The sequence below is a fragment of the Pseudomonas sp. KBN12P06040 genome, from assembly GCF_037574965.1.
Lineage (GTDB): Bacteria > Pseudomonadota > Gammaproteobacteria > Pseudomonadales > Pseudomonadaceae > Pseudomonas > Pseudomonas aeruginosa.
The window spans coordinates 4,332,448-4,346,629 of record NZ_JBBELS010000001.1 but is presented as its reverse complement, the minus strand read 5'-3'; the positions used below and the strand labels follow the sequence as shown (position 1 = coordinate 4,346,629).

The following is a 14,182-nucleotide window of genomic DNA, read 5'->3' as shown; positions in this document are numbered from 1 at the left end:
ATACTCCTGCAGATCGGGAAAACGCTTGCCGGCAATGCGCTCGGCGGCACGGAGCGATTACTCTAGATCACCCGAGATTGAATGTGGCTCAATGCTGCATTGACCTCCGAGAACTGCCAGGAGCCCTGGAATGCCGGCTTTCACCCGTTCCGAACTCGCCGACCTGAACGTCTTCATGACCATCGTCCGGCGCCGCAGCTTCCGTCACTCGGCCCAGGAACTGGGTGTCAGTACCTCGGCGCTGAGCCACAGCATGCGCAACCTCGAGGCGCGGCTCGGGGTGAAGCTGCTCAACCGTACCAGCCGTTCGGTGGTGCCGACCGATGCCGGCAGCGCGCTGGCGGCCAAGCTGGAGGATGGTTTCCAGGTGATCGGCGAGGCGCTCGGCGAGCTCGATGCCTATCGCACCTCGCCGGTGGGCCGGCTGCGCCTGAACGTGCCGCGCGATGCCTCGCGGCTGCTGCTGGGGCCGGTCCTCAGGCGCTTCACCGAGGCGTATCCGGACCTGCAACTGGAACTTTCGGTGGAGGACCGCATGGTCGACATCGTCGCCGACGGCTACGACGCCGGCATCCGTTACGGCGGCACGGTGCCCCAGGACATGGTCGCGGTGCCATTGACCGGGGAGCTGCGCTGGGTGGTGGCCGCGTCGCCCGATTACCTGGCGCGCCACGGCGTGCCCCAGCGGCCGGACGACCTGTTGCGGCACGCCTGCATCCGCATGCGCCTGGGCGACAACTCGTTCTACAAATGGGAACTGGGCGACGGCGAGCGGATGGTCGAGGTCGACGTGCCCGGCCCCTTCAGCGTCAACGAAAGCAATACGGCGGTTGCCGCGGCCCTGGACGGTGTCGGCCTGGCCTACTGCCTGGAGGTGGGAATCGCCGAGGAGCTGCGTAGCGGCCGGCTGCAACTGGTATTGCCGGACTGGACCTCGATGGGCGCGCCGTTCTGCCTCTACTATCCGAGCCGACGCCAGCCGCAACCCGGCTTGCGCCAACTGATGGAAATGATCCGCGGCGACTGGCTGGGACGTGCCTGAGTCGACCTCCCGCCACACCTTGCAAGGAGCCCCCATGCTCACCGGTCTCAATCACCTGACCCTGGCGGTCGCCGATCTGCCGGCCAGCATCGCCTTCTACCGCGATCTTCTCGGCTTTCGCCTGGAAGCGCGCTGGGACCAGGGCGCCTATCTCGAACTGGGTTCGCTGTGGCTGTGCCTGTCCCGGGAGCCGCAGTACGGCGGGCCGGCCGCGGACTACACGCACTACGCCTTCGGCATCGCCGCCGCGGATTTCGCCCGCTTCGCCGCGCAGCTGCGCGCGCATGGCGTGCGCGAATGGAAGCAAAACCGCAGCGAGGGCGATTCGTTCTACTTCCTCGACCCGGACGGCCATCGCCTGGAGGCCCACGTCGGCGACCTGCGCAGCCGGCTCGCGGCGTGCCGGCAAGCGCCCTATGCGGGAATGCGTTTCGCCGACTAGGCCTTGGCCTTGCCGGAAGCTACGGACGCCACGGCCGGACCGGCGAGGCGCTTCAGCAGGCGCGGGCGGTTGCGCTCCAGTGCGCCGCCGCGCCCCCGCAGGCCGTCCCACAGGCCCCAGCCCAGGCAGCGCAGCTTGAGCAGCTTGTCGCGTTCGAGCAGGAGCACCGCGAGGCCCTGGGTCAGGGTCGGCAGGTTCGCCAGCAGGGCCAGCGGCGAGGACCGGGCGTAGCGGCGCAGGACCAGCAGGCCGTTGCGCGCCAGGTAGTAGCGGCGCAGCGGGGCGTGGTTCATCGCGCTGAGGCTGAGACCGCCGAGGCGGCGGGTCTTGCGCGTGCCGATGCGGTGCTCGAGGACCAGCCGCGGGTCGACGTACAGGGGCACGTCCAGCGCCTGGGCGCGCAGGCTGTACTCGGTGTCCACATGGTCGATGAACAGTTCCTCGTCGAAGTGGCCGAGGCGCTGGTAGGCCTCGCGGGTCAGCAGGCAGCCGGAGGAGATCAGGAACGAGGTGCGCTGCGGGGTCGTCAGGCCGTCCAGAGACAATTGCCTGAGCGTCAGTCCGTCGAGATGGATGGCCGGCAGGAAGCGCCGGTCACCCCGGTCGAAGATCCGTGGGCCGAGCAGGCAGGCCTGACCGTTGCGCGCCTGCAGGTTGCGCCACTGGGCGGCGAGGAAGGCGCCGCCGGGACGGGAGTCCTGGTCGAGCAGCAGCACACCCTGCACGCCACGCCGGAACAGCGCGTCGAGCCCCTGGTTGAAGGCGCCGGCGATGCCCTGCCGGTTGCCGTGGTGCAGCACGGCGATGCCTTGCCCGCGCAGCCGGGCATTGCGCTGCGGATCGCTGTGCGGTGAGTTGTCGACGGCGAGGAAGCGCAGTTGCGGAAACGCCGCCGCCAGTTCGCCAAGGTGTTCCAGGTCGTCGTCGCCAGGATTGAACAGCACCACCAGCACGCCCATGTCTATCCGGTCCATGATCGTTCTTCTCCCGTAGGTCGAAGTTGCCAGGCCAGGACCAGCCCGGCCAGAACGAGAAGGGCGCCGGCGAGGAATGGCGCGCCGGCCAGGGGCACTGGCGCGAGCGGACCGCTGCCCCAGTGGAACAGGCCGCTCATCAGCGGCGGACCGACGATCGCTGCGAGGCTCATCAGGCTGCTCAGCACGCCCTGCAACTCGCCCTGGCGATCGACCGGCACGCGGGCCGAGAGCAGCCCCTGCATGGCCGGGGTGGCGAGGCTGCCGAGCGCGAAGGGCAGCAGCGCGCAGACCAGCCAGAATGACGAGTCGACCAGGGCGAACAGCAGCAGGCCGCAGCCTTGCAGGGCGAGGCCCAGGCGCAGCAGGCGGGCGTCGTCCAGGCGCCGCTTGCAGAGGTTCACGCCGAGGGTCTGGGCGAGCACCGCGAGCACGCCGTAGAGGGCCAGCGAGTAGCCGATCCAGGCGCTGCTCCAGTGAAACTTCTCGATCACGAAGAAGGGCCAGACCACCATCACCGCCTGCAAGCCGAGGAATACCAGGGCAAGCACCGCCAGCAGGCGTCCGACCCCCGGTTGCCGAGCCAGGCCGCTGATCGAGCGCAAGGCGTTCATCCGCCTCGGATCCAGGCGGCGGCGTCGCGTCGGGGGCAGGGTTTCCTCGAGGAACAGGCCGGCGAGCAGGGCGTTGAGCAGGCACAGGCCGGCGGCCAGCAACAGCGGCAGCGTCGTGCCGTGCATCGCCAGCAGCCCACCGAGAGCGGGGCCGAGGATCATGCCCAGGGCGAGGCCGGCGTACAGCCAGCCGAAGTGCCGGGTGCGCTGCCCGTGCGTGCCGAGGTCCGCCGCGCAGGCCATCGCGGTGGCCACGCTGGCGCCGGTGAGCCCGGCCAGCGCGCGACCGAGGAACAGCATCCAGAGGCTGTCGGCCAGCGCCAGCAGCAGATAGCTGAGGGCGAAGCCGAGCATCGCCAGGACCAGGACGGGGCGGCGTCCGAAGCGGTCGCTGAGGCTGCCGAGGACCGGCGAAAAGAACAATTGCAGCAACGCGAAGGTCATCACCAGGGCGGCGCCCCAGGTGGCCGCGTCGCGGACAGCCAGCGGCGCCACGCTGCCGATCAGCGTCGGCAGCAGGGGCACGATCAGGCCGACGCCAGCGGCATCCAGCAGGCAGGTGAGGAACAGCAGAGGCAGGACGCGTTTCGCGCCGGGACCGTGTTCCCGCGTGGCGGAGGGGCAGAGGCTGGTCGTGGACACGCCAGGACCCTCCCGGCGAACACAGGAAATCCCGATCCTGGGACGCCAGCGACGGCAAGGGAAACTACCGGAATTCACAGGTTCGACGAACGGTCGCGGCAACGCCGGCGGGCGGCGTGATGTCATAATGATGCGACCCGTGCGCCAGTCGGGTATCCTTGCCGGCCTCTCAACGTTGTTTCCTAACGATATTTTCCTCCTCTCGCGAGCAAAGGGATTTCAATGACGCCCAGAAAAGGAAAGCTACCTGCCGTGCTCGCCTGCATGGCAGCGCTGGCGGGCTGCAACATCAACCCGGCGAACCAGGGCTCGGTGTCGTCCTGGTTCTCCATGCGCGCCGGCGATCCGCCCAGCTTCGTCACCGGCGTGGTCGGCTTCGAGAACACCGGCAGCAACGACCCGTCCACCCGCCTGACCCTGCGTTTCCGCGATCCCGTCTCCAAGACCCATGCGGCCCACGTCACCACCTCGTCGTACTCCGAGCTGTTCAGCCTCGCACTGACGCCGCGCTACTACGAGCTTTACGAGTTCGAGGTGAGGTACCTGTCCTATACCGTCACCCGCGAGACCGGTGCGTACGAGGAGCGCTGCGAGGCCAACGGCGAGGCGCTGGAGAAGACGGTCCAGAAAAGGAAGCGCAGCGTCACCCACACGGCGGTGAACGTGGAGTCCAACTGTCGTTCTACGCCGCTGACCAAGACCGACTACTACTACGAGACCTATACCTCCAAGCCGTTCTCCGCGCCGTTCCGTGCCGAGAGCTTCGCCACCAACTACATCGGCGACTTCCGCGTGCAGTGCAGCTACAAGGAGAAGAAGGGCAAGACCCTCGTCGATAGCTGCCGTCTCAACTACGGCGCCGTCAGCCGCGATCGGGTGGACGCCTGGGTGGCGCAGATGAACGAGGCAGACAAGGACAAGCGCGAGCCGCTGCCGCCGGTACGCCAGCAGGCGGTCGACACGAAGAAGGCCGGCAAGCTCATCCATTCGGTATTTCGCTGAGGCGCTCGCTCAAAGAGCGCCGGCGATCGCGCGCCAGGTGTCGGCGTATCGCCATCGCAGCCAGGCGACCAGGCAGCGCTCGTGCCAGCGTCGCAGGGCGCTACCCCTTTGCCGCGCCAGGCGTCGCTCGATGGCCTCTTCCAGCCAGGCCTCGTCGAAGGCGGTCCAGACCGCCGGAGCGGGGCTGAGCAGGTTGCCGTGGCAGACCGGCGCCACCTCCTCGAAGAACAACCGTTCCAGCAACGCCGGGTCGACGCCCTTTATCCGCCGGGCGATATCCTCGGGCTCCAGGAGAGTGTCGACGAAGGCGTCGGATAGCGCGTGGCGCAGTCGTCGGCGTTGGCTCGGGTCAAGGGCCATGGCAGGTATGGGTCCGCAGGCTGGTGCGCAGGCAGCATAACCCGCCACGGCCAGTGCGGAGAGGCGTCAGGCCCGACGGGGACGCCAGGAGCGACGACGGAGGGGCTGGCGCTGGCGGCCGAACCAGCGCCAGCGGTTGCGCCGTAGCGCCTCGTGGCACTCGTCGCGCAGCCAGGCTGGCAGCAGGCGCAGCCAGCGCAGGTGACGCCAGGGGCCCGGCAACAGGCGCAGCACCTCGAGCAGGGCATCGTTGTCGTCGCAGGCGTAGGCGCCGTCGACGAACAGCCAGGTGTCGAAATGATCGGGTGCCAGCCCGAACCAATCGAGAATCGCCAGGCCTTCGGCGGACTGCGCGGCAAGCAGCTTCAGCCGGTGGTCGGCGCGGCGTGCCAGGAAACCGCTCCAGAGCGTGCAGAAGCGGCAGTGCTGGTCGTACAACACGACCTTGTCGCCGGGCTGGAGGTACGGCGGCAGTGACATGAGGGGCCCCCTTGGGTTCGGCTTTGTGCGCAAGCCCGGAACCGTAACGGCGGGAAGGGAGGACGACTAGTCGGTGTGCTGTCAGAGTTTTCTTTCTGTGCGGTCATCGATTCGTCTTTCGCCGGACGGCGCCGGGCAACGCGCCATTCCTCTTCCTGAAGGACGATGCTGCGCCTGCCCGGTTTAAGTTCGATGACGCCGGGACGAGCGGGAGATGTCCCCGTCCGTGGAGCACGGACGGGGCGCCGCGGGGAATCAGCGGGCGAACGCTTCGAGAAGGGTCTTGGCGGCCAGCTTGCCAAGGTTGTTGGAGGCCAGCGGGCTGTCGCCGGTGAGCAGCTTGCGGTCGCGGTGGACCTGGCCGGTGATGCCCTTGTTGAGGATCTTCACCCCGAGCTTCTGCAGGTTCTCGCCCACCAGCCAGGGCAGGGGACCGGGCATGTAGCCGATCTCCAGGTTGGCGCCGGTGTCCAGGGCGTCGGGGAACACGCAGATCTCGTAGCCCTTGAACGGGTAGTCCTCCGGCTTCTCGTCGACCGCCGGTGCCAGCAGGCAGGCCGGACCGTGGCAAAGGGTAATGATGTAGCAGTCCTTGGCGAGGAAGGCATTGAGCAGCCGTTTCACCTCCCGGCTGTGCGGAATGCCCGCCAGCACGCCGTGGCCGCCGGGAACGAACACCGCGGCGTACGGCGAGTCGTCGGCGACGGCCTGCTCCAGGAGGTCGGCGAGCTTCTGCGGCGCTTTCAGCTTGGGCAAGTACTTTGCGTAGATGCTCTTCACCGCCTCGTCCTCGCCGGGCATCGCCCACATCTCAAGCTTCACCGGGTTGCCGGAGAGCGTGGCGACATCGAACTCGAAGCCGGCCTTGTCCAGGTGGTACATCGGCAGGAGCATTTCCACCGGGTGGTTGCCGGTGGAGAACATGCTGCCGTTCTGCATCAGGATGTAGCGTTCGTCGGTACCGATCATCAGCACCTTCTTGCCGCCCTTGTACGGGGTCGGGTAGTCGGCGCCGTCGAAGTCGGTCTTCGCCGAGGTGTACTGGCTCAGGGAATAGGGCGAGGGAAAGAACGCGTTGTGCTCGGCGTGGTCGGGCGTCGGGGTTCTGCTGGTGTCGCGCTCGTTGCTCATGGCTCGTTCCTTTCTGCGTGATGGAGGTCGCACCAAGACGATAGGCGGGGTCGCCGGCCGGCGAAATAGGGGAAATCCCCTAACCCACGATCGGTCGCCTGAGGGTTTTCCCCTATGGGCTTTTGCCGGCAAGCCGGGGATCATGCGGGAAAAGCCAGGAACGTCCGCGCCATGACCGACTACGCCAGCCTTCTCTTCGACAGCGTCGCCCGGCTGCGCAAGGCCGCTACCACCGAGGCGGTCTGCCGCGAGATGGTGGAGTTCGCCGCACGCCTGGGCTTCGACCGGGTGATCGTCTGCAGCCTGTTCCCCCGCCCCAGCGAGGACGAACTGATCGACGAGCTGTTCTTCGTCCATGGCGACTGGGCCGAGGGGCACAGCGCCCAGGAGCGCGACGCCTATCTTCTGCACTGTCCGGTCACCCGGCACATCCTCGAACTGGACGAGCCGTTCTTCTGGTCGAAGAACCCCTCGGAGGATCCGGCGCGCATGACCTACCGCATCGTCCGTGGGGTCCGCGACCTCGGCCAGGTCAATGGCATGCAGGTGCCGGTGTTCGGCCGCAACGGCCTGGAGGGCGCGGTGTCTTTTGCCGGCGAGCGGCTGGACCTGAATGCCGGTTGCAAGCTCGCCGCCCAGGCCTTCTGCCCGATCCTGTTCTTCGCCCTGAAGCGCCTGCGCGGCCCTGTGTCGTCTGGCGATGCGCAAGCGCTCAGCGAGCGCGAGCGGGAAGTCCTGCAATGGATCGCCCTGGGCAAGCAGCAGGCGGAGGTGGCGGCGATCCTGATGATTTCCGAGCGCACCGTGGAGAATCACCTGCGTGCCGCCCGCCGCCGTCTCGGCGCGGCGTCCACCGCCCAGGCGGTGGCGCGGGCGCTGCGCCTGGGCGATATCGAGGTCTGAGCGGCTTCAGGGAGCGGACGTGAGGACGATCTTGCCGATGTGCTGGCCGGAGTCCATCAGTTCGTGGGCCTGGCGCGCCTGCTCCAGGGGGAAGGTGCGGAACACTTGCGGCCGGACAGCGCCGGCGCGCACGTGCGGCCAGACCTGGCGCTCCAGTTCGGCGATGATCGCGCCTTTCTCGTCGTGGCTTCGCGAGCGCAGGGTCGAGCCAAGATGGACCAGGCGCTTGCTCAGCATCGGGAACAGGTCGACTTCTGCGGCCTTGCCCTTGATCACGCCGATCTGCACGATCCGTCCGTTCATCGCCGCCGCCTGGTAGTTCCGCGTCACATAGTCGCCGGCAACGATATCGACGATCACATCGACCCCGCGACCTTCGGTGCCGCGCAGCACTTCCTCGACGAAATCCTGCTCGGTGTAGTCGATCGCCAGGTCAGCGCCGAGGCGCAGGCTGGCCTCGCGCTGGGCCTCGCTGGAGATCGTGGTGAAGATCTTCGCCGCGCCGAAGGCCTTGCCCAGCATGGTCGCGGTGGTGCCGATGCCGGAGGCGCCACCGTGGACCAGCAGCGTCTCGCCGGCCTTGAAGCCACCGCGCTGGAACAGGTTGACCCAGACGGTCATGAAGGTTTCCGGCAGCGCCGCCGCTTCCTCCATGCCCAGGCCGTCGGGCAGGTGCAGGGTGGTGCGCTCGTCGGCCACCGCGAACTGCGCGTAGCCGCCGCCGGGAATCAACGCCATCACCGCCTCGCCGACGGCGAAGCGGCTGACCTCGCTGCCGACCGCCCGCACCGTGCCGGCGATCTCCAGGCCGGGAATGTCCGAGGCGCCGGGCGGCGGGTCGTACACGCCCTTGCGCTGAAGCATGTCGGGACCGTTGACGCCGGCGGCGCGGACTTCGACCAGAACCTCGCGCGGGCCGGGCGTCGGCAGCGGCCGGCTGGTCGCCACCAGTACCTCGGGGCCGCCGGGCCGGGCGATCTCGATGGCGGTCATTCGTTCGGGAAATCGGTTCGTGCTGCTCATCGCATGCTCCTGGGAAAGTGGTTCGGACCTGGTTCGCATGGTAATCAGCGCGGATGCCGTGGTCGCGCAGCGCTTTTTCATTAGACTGATGCGAAAATGCATCAGGACAACCGCCATGAATTGGGACGACACCCGCGTCTTCCTCGCGCTCTGCCGCGAGCACACCCTGCGCGGCGCCGCCCGCGCGCTTCACGTCGACCAGGCCACGGTGGGCCGGCGGCTGGCGTCGCTGGAGGCGGCGCTGGGCTCGACCCTGTTCCTGCGCACCTCGTCCGGCTACCTGCTGACCCCGGCCGGCGAGGCGGCCTTCGAACTGGCCGAGAAGATGGAACGCTCGGCCCTGGAGTTGCTGCGGCGGACCCGCGGGATGGACCACCGACTGTCCGGCGAGGTGCGGTTGTCCACCACCGACTCCCTGGCCGTCGACTTCGTGCTACCCGCCCTGGCCCGCCTGCACCTTGAACACCCGGATATCCGCGTGCTGCTCGACAGCGCTTCGGCCGTGGTCGACCTGCCCAAGCGCGAGACCGACATCGCGATTCGCACCCTGCGGCCGGAAAATCCCGATTTGATCCTGAGAAAACTCGCCAGTTGGCCCATGGGCCTGTTCGCTTCCGCGGACTACCTGCGGCGCAACGGCGTACCGATGCCCGGCGAGCGTTTCCGCGGCCACGACCTGGTGATGTACGAACCCTATTGGCACAGCCAGCGCGAACTGACCCTGGGCGGCGAGCCGATCCGCGACGGCCGGGTGGTCATCGCGGTGAATTCCAACATGATGGTGCGCCAGGCCCTGGCGCGTGGCCTGGGGCTCTGCGAGCTGCCGCTGTACATGGGCGAGCGCGACGGACTGGTGCGGGTCTGGCCGCAGCGCGAGCGACGCCGGCCATACGAGGTGTGGATGGTTACCCACAAGGACCTGCGCCACACCGCGCGGGTCCGCGCGGTGATCGAGCGGCTGGTGGAGGCGTTCGCCGAAGCGCCGGCCTGAGCCTGCAACGCCGGCGCCGGGTTCCGGTCGAATGCGGCGGCGCGCCGCGGAATCGCGCATCATAGGCGCCATCAGATCGAGGAGATTTCCATGGCAATCCCAAGCATCCCGCGTTTGGCCGTACTGACGCTCGGACTGGCGCTCGCGGCGGCCGCCAGTGCCGCCGACGAGGCGCAACTGGTCGAGGCGATCAACGCCTACCGTGGCCAGGTGCAGTCCTGCGGCGGGCAGGCCAGCGGCGAACTGCCGCCGCTGGCCGCCGACCCGCGCCTGGCCTTGCCGGTGAATGCCGCCGGCGACCTGCAGCAGGCGATGGCACAGGCCGCCTACCCGATGGTCAACGTGCAGTCGATCAGCCTTTCCGGGCCGCGCGATGCCGGCGCGGCGATGAAGGCGCTGCAGGAAAGCTTCTGCCGCGTGGTGCTCGACCCGCAATTCGTCGACGTCGGCGTCAGCCGCCAGGACCGCGACTGGCGCATCGTCCTCGCCCGGCCATTGCTGCGCGGCGGCATGGGCGATTGGCAGGCGGAAGGGCAGAAGCTCCTGGAACGGATCAACGCCGCCCGCGGGCAAGCCCGCCAGTGCGGTGGCAAGCCCTACGCAGCGGCCCAGCCGCTGGCCTGGAACGCCACCCTTGGCGGCGCCGCCGAAGCGCATTCGCGGGCGATGGCCAACGGCAACTTCTTCGACCACCTCGACCGCGACGGCCGCACCCCCGGCGACCGCGCCGAGCTGGCCGGCTACAGCGGCGGGCTGATCGGCGAAAACATCGCCGCCGGCCAGGACGGGGTGGACAAGGTGGTCGACGGCTGGCTGGCCAGCCCGGGCCACTGCGCCAACCTGATGAACCCCGGCTACCGCGAGCTGGGCGCGGCCTACGCCACCGATCCGAAGAGTGACGCGGGAATCTACTGGACGGCCATGTTCGGTTCGCCCTGAAGTCCTCCGCGCCCGGAACTGACGACGGGCTGGGCGCCTTCCGCAAACGAAAAACCCGGCGCCATGGCGCCGGGTTCCCTTTCAGCCTGTCTCGCCCTCAATGCGGTGCATTGAGAGTCAGGCGCATGTGCCGGTTGACATCCTTGTACAGCAGGTAGCGGAAGCGCCCCGGGCCGCCCGAATAGCAGGCCTGCGGGCAGAAGGCGCGCAGCCACATGAAGTCGCCGGCCTCCACCTCGACCCAGTCCTGGTTCAGGCGGTACACCGCCTTGCCTTCCAGCACGTACAGGCCGTGCTCCATCACGTGGGTCTCGGCGAAGGGGATCACGCCGCCCGGCTCGAAGTTGACGATGTTGACGTGCATGTCGTGGCGCATGTCGCTCATGTCGACGAAGCGGGTGGTGCTCCAGCGGCCTTCGGTGTCCGGCATCACCAGCGGCTGGATGTCCTGCTCGTTGGTGACGAAGGCTTCCGGCAGCGGTACGCCGTCGACCTTCTGGTAGTGCTTGCGGATCCAGTGGAAGCGGGTGTGCTGGCCGGTGGTATTGCGCACCTTGTAGTCGGCGCCCGGCGGAATGAAGGCGTAGCCGCCCGGCTGCATGGCGTGGACCTGACCCTGCAGGGTCAGGCTCAGCTCGCCTTCGACGACGAACAGCACGGCCTCGGCGTTGGGATCCTGCTCCGGTTTGTCGCTGCCACCGTTGGGCGCCAGTTCGACGATGTACTGCGAGAAGGTCTCGGCGAAGCCGGACAGCGGGCGGGCGATCACCCACATGCGCATGTTGTCCCAGAACGGCAGGTGGCTGGTGACGATATCGCGCATCACCCCCTTGGGAATCACGGCATAGGCTTCGGTGAACATCGCCCGGTCGGTGAGCAGCTCGGTCTGTGCCGGGTGCCCGCCGTGCGGCGCGTAGTAGCTGGACTTGGACATGGAGCGTTTCCTCGTTGTTGTCTTGCTGCCGGCGCACGCGCCGCCGGAGCGAAACGGGCGGGCGCGAGCCGTTGCTGACGGCAACGATATCCAGCGCCTGGCGCATGCACAAATTAAATGTTGGAATCCAGTATATTCATTTTTCGAATGCGGGCCGGCTCCGGGTATCTTCCGCCAGCACCCGCGACAGCACGCGCGCCAGCGCCTTCACCATCGGATCCGCCGCCGGCCGGTGCAGCAGTGCCACTTCGAACACGTCCACCGCCGGCAGCCCGGCGTTCTTCGGCAGCACCGCATGGCCTGCGCTCACCGCGCGCAGCGGCAGCAGGCCGATGCCCATGCCGTCGGCGATGGCCGATTGCAGGCCGCTGAGGCTGGAACTGGTGAAGCTGATGTGCCAGCGCCGGCCGACCGCTTCCAGGGCGGCGATCATCTCGTCGCGGTAGACCCCGCGCGGCGGGAAGGTGACGATGGGCAGCGGGTCGAGGTCGATGCAGGGGTTCCTGGCGCTGTCCACCCAGCATGTCTTTTCCGGCCAGCAGGCCAGTGCCTCGCGGCTGGCGCGGCGCTGCTTGAGCAGCACCAGGTCCAGTTCGCCGCGGTCGTAGCTGGCGCTGAGGTCGCGGCTCATGCCGCTGGTGACTTCCAGCTTGACCTGTGGATAACGCCGGTTGAAGGCCGCCAGTCGCTCGGTGGTGCGGCCGGCGGCGAAGTCGTCCGGCACGCCGATGCGCACCGTCAGCGCCACCGTGGCGCCGGACAGCGCCTCGGCCAGTTCGTCGTTCAGCGCCAGCAGGCGACGGGCGTAGCCGAGCAGCGTATCGCCGGCGTCGGTCGGCAACACGTCGCGGTTGCCGCGCTCCAGCAGGCGGTGTCCGGCCATTTCCTCCAGGCGGCGAACCTTCTGGCTGACGGTCGACTGGGTCGAGTGCAGGCGCGCGGCGGCAGTGGTGAAGCTGCCGCAGTCGGCCACCGTGACGATGGCGCGGAGCAGGTCGAGGTCGAACAGGCGGCTATTCGATTTTTCACTGTCGCTCATGGTCGTATCGCATTTTCGAATGTTTTCGCCGCTTTTAGCAGGCCGTGCCGTCAGCGGCAACCGCTCAGCGTCGACGCAGCGTGCCCAGCGGTCGACCAATGCGCTGGAAGCGGCGGGAAACCCGCCAGGCGGTCATGCATGCGCCAGGAACAGGACTGCGGAGCGCTACTCGGGCACCTCGACGTTGACCTGTAGCGCGTCGTGGCGCCAGTACTCCAGGTCGCAGTCGATCAGGCGGCCCGCCTGGTCGCGGTTGACCCGCACGATCTGTAGCGCCGGGCTGCCCACCGAGACCCGCAGCGGCCCGGCGGCCTCCGCCGGGAGGATGGTCGGGACCATCTCGAAGCGCACCCGGCCGTAGCGGATGCCGTAGTGGTTGGCGTAGAGATCGGTCAGCGAGCGAGTCAGGTCGAAGCGCTCGATGCCGGGAAAGTAGGCGGGATTCAGGTAGTGCTCGACGTACAGCACCAGCCGCCCGTCGACCCGCCGCGCCCGGCGGATCTGGAACACTCGCGACAGCGCCGGCAGCTCCAGGCGCTGGCAGATGTCGACGCTGGCCGGGATCATCGCCGCGCCGAGCACCTCGGTCTCCGGCACCCGGCCCTGGTCGGCGACCATCGCGTGGAAGTGGCTGCGCACCAGCGGGTTGTACAGCAGCCGCTGCGGCGAGACGAACCAGCCGCGGCGTTCCTCGCGGTAGATCAGGCCCTGGTCCTCCAACTGGCCGAGCGCCTCGCGCAGGGTGATGCGGGTGGTCGAGAACAGCTCGCTCAACTGCCGTTCGCTGGGCAGCTTGCTGCCGCGCGCGAGCAGGCCGCGCTCGATCTGCTCGCGCAGGGACTGGTAGATCACCGTCAGGGGTCGGGACGGCTCGTCGCGCATATCGACGCTTCTCCGCTGGGGCTCCGGGGGGCTACAGGGTAATGCTTCCGGGCCGCCGGCGGTATAGCGCGGCGCGCCTTCTCAGCGCCATTCCAGCACCGGCCAGCCGGCCTCGCGGGCGTGCCCGAGCAGCGCCGGGTCGGGGTTCACCGTGTGCGGCCGGTCGACCCGCGAAAGCAGCGGCAGGTCGTTGCGCGAGTCGGAATAGAAGGTCGCGCCGGCCAGCGTCTCGCCCTCCTGGGCCAGCCAGGCGTCGAGGCGACGAACCTTGCCCTCGCGGTAGGTGAGGGTGCCGCGGGTGCGCCCGGTGTAGAGGCCGTCGCGCTCCTCGATGTCGATCGCCAGCACCTCGTCCACCCCCAGCCGGCGGCCGATGGCGCTGACCAGGAAGTGCGCCGAGGCGGAGATGATCAGCAGGCGGTCGCCGGCCTGGCGGTGGCGTTCCAGGCAGCGCACGGCGTCGGCGTGGATGCGCGGCGCAACGATCCGCGCGACGAAATCCTCGACGGCGCCGGCGATTTCCGCCGGGGTGCGGCCGGCGATGGGCGCCAGGCTGAAGTCCATGTAGTCCTCCATGGCCAGCCGGCCCTCGGCATAGAGTTCCATGAGGCGGCGTTCCTGGTGCAGGAAGGCGGTTTTCTCGACCCAGCCCAGTTCGGTCATGTAGCGCCCCCAGAGGGTCGCGCAGTCGCCGTCGATCAGGGTGTCGTCGAGGTCGAAGAGGGCAAGTGGCATAGGCGGTTCCTTGTTCGCTAGGGATTGGCCCGGCGCGCCTGGCGCCGGG

General features: G+C 68.4%; 16 protein-coding genes. 6 read left to right on the top strand and 10 right to left on the bottom strand.

The annotated features are described in order from the left end of the window. Positions 1-130 precede the first annotated feature (130 nt). Together VQ067_RS20360 and VQ067_RS20355 are read left to right on the top strand one after the other, a co-directional pair. Positions 131-1,042: a LysR family transcriptional regulator gene (locus VQ067_RS20360; protein ID WP_003086503.1), complete on the top strand. Its 912-nt coding sequence runs from the start codon at positions 131-133 to the stop codon at positions 1,040-1,042. Positions 1,043-1,076: 34 nt separating this feature from the next. After that, a complete protein-coding gene (locus VQ067_RS20355) occupies positions 1,077-1,484 on the top strand; it encodes a FosA family fosfomycin resistance glutathione transferase (protein WP_003082280.1) in 408 nt (135 codons plus the stop codon). On the opposite strand, the gene VQ067_RS20350 is transcribed toward VQ067_RS20355, so the two are convergent. Both VQ067_RS20350 and VQ067_RS20345 read right to left on the bottom strand, forming a co-directional pair. After that, on the bottom strand, positions 1,481-2,458 hold the full coding sequence (locus VQ067_RS20350) for a rhamnosyltransferase (RefSeq protein ID WP_003082283.1): 978 nt from the start codon (positions 2,456-2,458) through the stop codon (positions 1,481-1,483). The two genes, VQ067_RS20355 and VQ067_RS20350, sit on opposite strands and share 4 nt — an antisense overlap. Further along, positions 2,446-3,714: an MFS transporter gene (locus VQ067_RS20345; RefSeq protein ID WP_003133883.1), complete on the bottom strand. Its 1,269-nt coding sequence runs from the start codon at positions 3,712-3,714 to the stop codon at positions 2,446-2,448. The genes VQ067_RS20350 and VQ067_RS20345 overlap by 13 nt, the downstream gene beginning before the upstream one ends. 312 nt (positions 3,715-4,026) lie before the next feature. Here VQ067_RS20345 and VQ067_RS20340 point away from each other — a divergent pair, with 312 nt between their 5' ends. Then, positions 4,027-4,716 (top strand): hypothetical protein, encoded by a 690-nt coding sequence (locus tag VQ067_RS20340; RefSeq protein ID WP_003140562.1) that lies wholly within the window; start codon positions 4,027-4,029, stop codon positions 4,714-4,716. A gap of 9 nt (positions 4,717-4,725) precedes the next feature. Here the strand turns inward: VQ067_RS20340 and VQ067_RS20335 are convergent, their stop codons facing one another. From VQ067_RS20335 to hchA, 3 genes are all read right to left on the bottom strand, one after another. Further along, a complete protein-coding gene (locus VQ067_RS20335) occupies positions 4,726-5,076 on the bottom strand; it encodes a DUF7079 family protein (RefSeq protein ID WP_003109100.1) in 351 nt (116 codons plus the stop codon). Positions 5,077-5,142: 66 nt separating this feature from the next. Continuing rightward, on the bottom strand, positions 5,143-5,556 hold the full coding sequence (locus VQ067_RS20330; protein WP_003109099.1) for a thiol-disulfide oxidoreductase DCC family protein: 414 nt from the start codon (positions 5,554-5,556) through the stop codon (positions 5,143-5,145). Positions 5,557-5,811: 255 nt separating this feature from the next. Next, the gene (hchA, locus tag VQ067_RS20325; RefSeq protein WP_031636434.1) at positions 5,812-6,687 is read right to left on the bottom strand and encodes a glyoxalase III HchA; all 876 of its coding nucleotides are present in this window, start codon (positions 6,685-6,687) and stop codon (positions 5,812-5,814) included. Positions 6,688-6,858: 171 nt separating this feature from the next. Here hchA and VQ067_RS20320 point away from each other — a divergent pair, with 171 nt between their 5' ends. Continuing rightward, positions 6,859-7,590 (top strand): PA1136 family autoinducer-binding transcriptional regulator, encoded by a 732-nt coding sequence (locus VQ067_RS20320; protein ID WP_031636432.1) that lies wholly within the window; start codon positions 6,859-6,861, stop codon positions 7,588-7,590. A 6-nt stretch (positions 7,591-7,596) separates the two neighbouring features. Here the strand turns inward: VQ067_RS20320 and VQ067_RS20315 are convergent, their stop codons facing one another. Then, complete coding sequence (locus VQ067_RS20315) at positions 7,597-8,583, bottom strand: NAD(P)H-quinone oxidoreductase (RefSeq protein WP_340080961.1); 987 nt, start codon at positions 8,581-8,583, stop codon at positions 7,597-7,599. Between the two features lie 145 nt (positions 8,584-8,728). Between VQ067_RS20315 and VQ067_RS20310 the strand changes: the two genes are divergently transcribed. Both VQ067_RS20310 and VQ067_RS20305 read left to right on the top strand, forming a co-directional pair. Next, positions 8,729-9,604: a LysR family transcriptional regulator gene (locus VQ067_RS20310; protein WP_015503332.1), complete on the top strand. Its 876-nt coding sequence runs from the start codon at positions 8,729-8,731 to the stop codon at positions 9,602-9,604. A gap of 90 nt (positions 9,605-9,694) precedes the next feature. Beyond that, positions 9,695-10,543 carry a CAP domain-containing protein gene (locus VQ067_RS20305; protein WP_003082304.1) on the top strand — a complete coding sequence of 283 codons (849 nt, stop codon included), beginning with the start codon at positions 9,695-9,697 and terminating at the stop codon, positions 10,541-10,543. 97 nt (positions 10,544-10,640) lie between these two features. Here the strand turns inward: VQ067_RS20305 and VQ067_RS20300 are convergent, their stop codons facing one another. From VQ067_RS20300 to VQ067_RS20285, 4 genes are all read right to left on the bottom strand, one after another. Beyond that, positions 10,641-11,477 (bottom strand): bifunctional allantoicase/(S)-ureidoglycine aminohydrolase, encoded by an 837-nt coding sequence (locus VQ067_RS20300; protein WP_003086528.1) that lies wholly within the window; start codon positions 11,475-11,477, stop codon positions 10,641-10,643. Positions 11,478-11,613: 136 nt separating this feature from the next. Next, entirely contained in the window at positions 11,614-12,516 is a 903-nt protein-coding gene (locus tag VQ067_RS20295; RefSeq protein WP_003109090.1) for a LysR family transcriptional regulator, read from the bottom strand. 165 nt (positions 12,517-12,681) lie between these two features. Then, positions 12,682-13,398: a UTRA domain-containing protein gene (locus VQ067_RS20290; protein WP_003086532.1), complete on the bottom strand. Its 717-nt coding sequence runs from the start codon at positions 13,396-13,398 to the stop codon at positions 12,682-12,684. Between the two features lie 81 nt (positions 13,399-13,479). Beyond that, entirely contained in the window at positions 13,480-14,133 is a 654-nt protein-coding gene (locus tag VQ067_RS20285) for an HAD family hydrolase (RefSeq protein ID WP_003101837.1), read from the bottom strand. Positions 14,134-14,182 lie beyond the last annotated feature (49 nt).

Excerpts from the sequence above, each read along its gene's own strand:
- VQ067_RS20355 (WP_003082280.1), top strand. The coding sequence starts at position 1,077 with ATGCTCACCGGTCTCAATCACCTGACCCTGGCGGTCGCCGATCTGCCG.
- VQ067_RS20290 (WP_003086532.1), bottom strand. The coding sequence starts at position 13,398 with ATGCGCGACGAGCCGTCCCGACCCCTGACGGTGATCTACCAGTCCCTG.
- VQ067_RS20320 (WP_031636432.1), top strand. The coding sequence starts at position 6,859 with ATGACCGACTACGCCAGCCTTCTCTTCGACAGCGTCGCCCGGCTGCGC.
- VQ067_RS20360 (WP_003086503.1), top strand. The coding sequence starts at position 131 with ATGCCGGCTTTCACCCGTTCCGAACTCGCCGACCTGAACGTCTTCATG.
- VQ067_RS20335 (WP_003109100.1), bottom strand. The coding sequence starts at position 5,076 with ATGGCCCTTGACCCGAGCCAACGCCGACGACTGCGCCACGCGCTATCC.
- VQ067_RS20305 (WP_003082304.1), top strand. The coding sequence starts at position 9,695 with ATGGCAATCCCAAGCATCCCGCGTTTGGCCGTACTGACGCTCGGACTG.
- VQ067_RS20285 (WP_003101837.1), bottom strand. The coding sequence starts at position 14,133 with ATGCCACTTGCCCTCTTCGACCTCGACGACACCCTGATCGACGGCGAC.
- VQ067_RS20300 (WP_003086528.1), bottom strand. The coding sequence starts at position 11,477 with ATGTCCAAGTCCAGCTACTACGCGCCGCACGGCGGGCACCCGGCACAG.
- VQ067_RS20315 (WP_340080961.1), bottom strand. The coding sequence starts at position 8,583 with ATGACCGCCATCGAGATCGCCCGGCCCGGCGGCCCCGAGGTACTGGTG.
- VQ067_RS20295 (WP_003109090.1), bottom strand. The coding sequence starts at position 12,516 with ATGAGCGACAGTGAAAAATCGAATAGCCGCCTGTTCGACCTCGACCTG.
- VQ067_RS20310 (WP_015503332.1), top strand. The coding sequence starts at position 8,729 with ATGAATTGGGACGACACCCGCGTCTTCCTCGCGCTCTGCCGCGAGCAC.
- VQ067_RS20330 (WP_003109099.1), bottom strand. The coding sequence starts at position 5,556 with ATGTCACTGCCGCCGTACCTCCAGCCCGGCGACAAGGTCGTGTTGTAC.
- hchA (WP_031636434.1), bottom strand. The coding sequence starts at position 6,687 with ATGAGCAACGAGCGCGACACCAGCAGAACCCCGACGCCCGACCACGCC.
- VQ067_RS20350 (WP_003082283.1), bottom strand. The coding sequence starts at position 2,458 with ATGGACCGGATAGACATGGGCGTGCTGGTGGTGCTGTTCAATCCTGGC.